This is a genomic window from Streptomyces sp. NPDC000941 (genome assembly GCF_053599555.1).
In genome coordinates this window covers 1-4007 of record NZ_JBSFMM010000436.1, presented here as the reverse complement: position 1 = coordinate 4007, position 4007 = coordinate 1, and the positions used below count along the sequence as shown (strand labels likewise).

Sequence of the window (4007 nt, the reverse complement as noted above, 5' to 3'; positions counted from 1 at the left end):
GCGCACGGTCACCCCGCGCAGCGTCGGCCGGGCGCCGGGCAGCACCTCCAGGGCGGGCCGGCCGGGCGCGGGCGCGACGAGCGTCACGGCGGCGCCCGGCGGCGGGCCGTCGGGCGCGGGCGTGACGCCGCCGTCCGGGTCCGCCGCGACCAGCGTCACCTGGCCGGCGATGCGCAGGGTCTCCTCGTAACGGCCGGGGGCGATACGGATCTCGTCGCCGTCCGCCGCGTCCCGCAGCGCCGCGGCGATGGTCCCGTAGGGCTGGTGCCCATGCGCCGAGACCAGACGTACCGGGGCGTCGAGGCCGATGGGCGTCATGCGCTACCTCCGAACGAGCCGGGCGACCGGGGGTTTCCGGGGCCTGGGTGCTGAAGCCGGTCCAGGTTGTTCTTGGCCTCCTGGAGCCTGGCCAATGCCTCTTGCTCCGCGGCCAGGGCGCGTTCGAGCTCGCTCGGCCCGGAACTTCCCCCGGCCGCCCGGCCGGGGCGCGCCTCGACGGTCTGGCGCCACTCGGTCGCCCGGCGCAGAGCCGTCTGGGCGGCCCCGACGGCCTGGTGGGCGGCGGTCAGCGCGGCCGGGTCCACGGGCGGCGGGAGCTGCGGAAGTTGCGGGAGTTGCGGGAGTTGCGGAACGGGCGGGGCGGGCTGCGCGGGGGCGGTGGCGCGCGCCTTGCCCTTGCCTTTCCCCTTGCCCGTGGGCGCGGGGCCGGTGGAGCCGTCCTGGGTGGCGCGGGGGCGCTTGGAAGGCCCAGGTGCGTCGACGGAGCCCGAGGTGTCCGCGCCGCGCGGGCGTTTGCCCTTCGGTGTGGGTGCGTTCCCGCCGTCCTGTCCGCCCCCGGCACCGCGCCGGCCGCCCCCGCGCTTCGGGGGTGGCTGGTCGGGGACGTGCGCCGCCCAGCCGCTGCCGTCGGGGCCGGAGTTCCAGGTGAGCTCGAGGGTCGGTCGGCGGTTTCTGGCCGCGACCCCGATGGCCTCGACCGTGAAGGTGGTCCCGTCCCCGGCGGTGACCCGGATGTCCCGGCCGAGCGCCGCCGCGTACTGGGTCAGCAGGACGCCCCGGGCCGGGTCGTGGGCGAGGGCGCCTCCTGCGGCGCGGAACGTCGCGAAGTCGGCCGTCGGCGGGTGCAGCCTGCCGTCCACCAGCCGTGGGAAGAACCTCTCGACGTCGATGCCGGCGGCGTTGATCTGGTCCAGCATCCGGCCGAGGGAGTTGGCGCCGCCCTGCCGCAGGTCCTGGAAGGCGCGCCCGACCAGGTTGCGCATCATCTGCAGCGGTTGCAACGAGAGATCCCCGGTGGCCCGGGCCGCCTGCTGAAGGGCGTGGAAGAAGGTGCCGGGGGCCGTGGGGAGCGGCCCGCCCGTCAGGTGTTCACGGTTGAAGTAGGCCAGATGACGGGCGAGATAACCCTCGTCGTGGCTGAGCGCGAGGGACTGCGCGGCAAGCCGCATCTGCTCGGGGTCGATGCCCGCGAACAGCCGCCCGTCGCCGGGCACCCGGGCGGACACCGCGAGACCCACCCGGTTCTTGCCCACGATCCCCAGGCTGTCGTCCAGCGCCGCCGACAGGTCGGCGGCGAGCCGGGAGCTGGGCAGTTCGCCGGGCGGGTGGTGGAGCGGCCACAGGGGGTCGTTCCAATTGCCTTGCCTGATGGTCTGTTTGAAGGAGTCGCGAACCGGCTTCAGCTCGATGCCCTCGCGGGCGGCCTGGCTGTTCTGGCCCGCGCCGAGCTCGTCGCGGCTGAACAGCCGGTCGAGGGGGTTCTTGAGACCGGCGTGGTCCTGCGGCAGCTTGCCCTCGTCGTACCAGGTCTTCATCAGCCGGGACAGGTCGGTCTCGGTGGACGCCTCCCGGAACCTGGTCAGATACGGCACGCCCCGGTGCGGCAGAGTGTTGTTCATGGCATGCATCTCGCGCAGGGTGCGCAGCTCATCGAGCGCCCGCTGTCCGATGTTCCCCGAGGGGATGCGCAGCGACTGGTCGAGCTCCCAGGCGTTCAGCCGGTTGAGCCGTTCGCTCAGCTCGCCGAACTCGGCACCGCCGAGACCGAACCGCACCCGGATCAGATCGTCGGTGAGCAGGGTCGCGGCGGCGTCCACGAAGAGGTTGGGTTCGGGGCCGTACGCCAGCTGCGGGTGGAGGCCGCGGAGCCGGTCGCGGATCCGCATGTCCTGCTCGATCCGGCGGATGAACTCCAGCCGCATCTCCTCCAGCGGGGGCCTGGGGTTCTTCCGCTCCTTCAGCGTCAGGTTCTCGAGCCTGGCCTGGGTGTCGTCGATCAGCCGGTCGGCGCTCCCGACGGGCGGGAGCTCGGGCGCCCGGTAGCCGCCCGCCATCATCAGCGGCCGCAGCGGGTTGGCCACCTCGTATCCGTCCTCCACGACCTTCAGCGCGCCCTCCCAGTACTGGAAGACGTGTTGGCCGCCGGGGACCAGGTGGGGGTAGTTGTCGAAGTCCATGATCGCGTGGTAGGGGTGCAGATTGTCGGCCATCATCGAGCGGACCATGTGGCGGGTGGCCTGGCTGTCGAGCGTGAGGTTGCGCGCCGTGCCGTAGATGAAGTGGCCGGCCGGGTACGGGCCGAGCGGCGTGGCCACCAGGGCCAGCGGATGTCCGAAGGTGGTCTGGCCGAGGGCGTTCGCGATGGCCTGGCGAATCAAGGGCAGTTGGGCGTGGGAGCCGTTGACCCCGATCACCACGCCGATCCGGCCGTCGAAGCCGTTGAGTTGGCGGGTGAGGCCGTTCAGGAAGCCCTGAAGGCCATCGCCGAGCTGGTCGAACCGGACGATCGCGGTGACCACGAAGCCGAGCTCGCGCGGCTGGGTCTCGATGGCGCGGACCCAGGTCATGTAGTCCGCGCCCGTCATGCCCGCGTGGCCGCCGTTCGTCAGCTGCGTGAAGGCGTCGTTCACCATGGTGTGCGCCGGGGTGGCGCCGCCCGGCACGGTCCCGGGCGGCGGCCAGACGTGGGAGCCGCCGGTCGGGGCGGTGACGACCTGGCCGGCCGGGGGCGGGTCCACGTCCATCGCGCCCGGCTCGGGGGTCTGGTCGGGCGCGGTGGCGCGTGGGGTGCCCGGGTCCGTGGTGTCGGAGATGTCGTCCATGACATCGTCCATGGCGTCGTCAGCAGTCTGAGTTTCCGGGGACGGCGGCGGCGTGTCGCCCATGGAGGTGTCGGACGGGGAGAGCGAGTGCCGGGAGCCGCCCGGCAGCCCGCCCCGCTCGTGGAACATCTGGACGGTGATGGCCTGCATTTGCCGGCGCGTGCCGCGCGGGTCGATGCCAAGACCGTCCAGCCGGGACTCGGCCGCGTCGACGCGCGCGCGGACCGCGCCGAGCTTGTCCAGCGCGCTGAGCTGTGCGGCGGACGGCCCCCGGGAGCCGCCCTGCCCCGGCGGGGGCGTGGTCAGTTCCACCTGCCGCTCGGCCTTGCCGAGATCGGACAGGGCACGCTCGTACGACGCCCACGCGTTGAGCCGCGTGGCGGCCTCGGAGCCGCTGGTGCCGCCCATGATGAGCTGGTGGGTCTCCCGGATCCGCTGGTTGATGGCGGCCATGGGGGACAGCCCGCCGAACCGGCCCTTGCCCGGGGGCGGCGAGGCGTACGGCGGCGGCATATCGGCCGTCGCCTCCCGGTACGGCGGGGGCGGCTGTACGGCCGTCTCGCCCGTCTCGGCGAGCTTGGTGTGCGGTGCGGCGGTCTCGGGCGGGCGGCCGGGGTGCGCGACGAGGTCAAGCGCGTCGCCCGCCCCCTTGGCGCCCCCGCTCCCGGCAGCGTCGAGCGGACCGCGCGCGGACACTCCGCCGGCCGACGGCACCGACCGCGCACCGAGCCCACCCGCCGAAGCCGCGGACGCCGAATAGGGCGGCGGCGCGGCGCGATCGCCCCGCAGCAGATCCATGGCCAGGTCATGTGCCGCGGCGGCGGACAGCGGTTCCGGAGCACGGACGACCCCGCCCGGCGGCGGCACGGCCGCGGCCGAAGTGCCGGGCGGCGCGTCGTGGGCCGG

Annotated in this window: 2 pseudogenes; both read right to left on the bottom strand. The window is 74.1% G+C overall.

Annotated elements, in window-relative coordinates:
- Positions 1-318 (bottom strand): annotated as a pseudogene (locus ACWDSL_RS52300) (right-handed parallel beta-helix repeat-containing protein); the annotation flags it as partial.
- Positions 315-4007 (bottom strand): annotated as a pseudogene (locus tag ACWDSL_RS52295) (hypothetical protein); the annotation flags it as partial. The pseudogenes ACWDSL_RS52300 and ACWDSL_RS52295, both read right to left, overlap by 4 nt.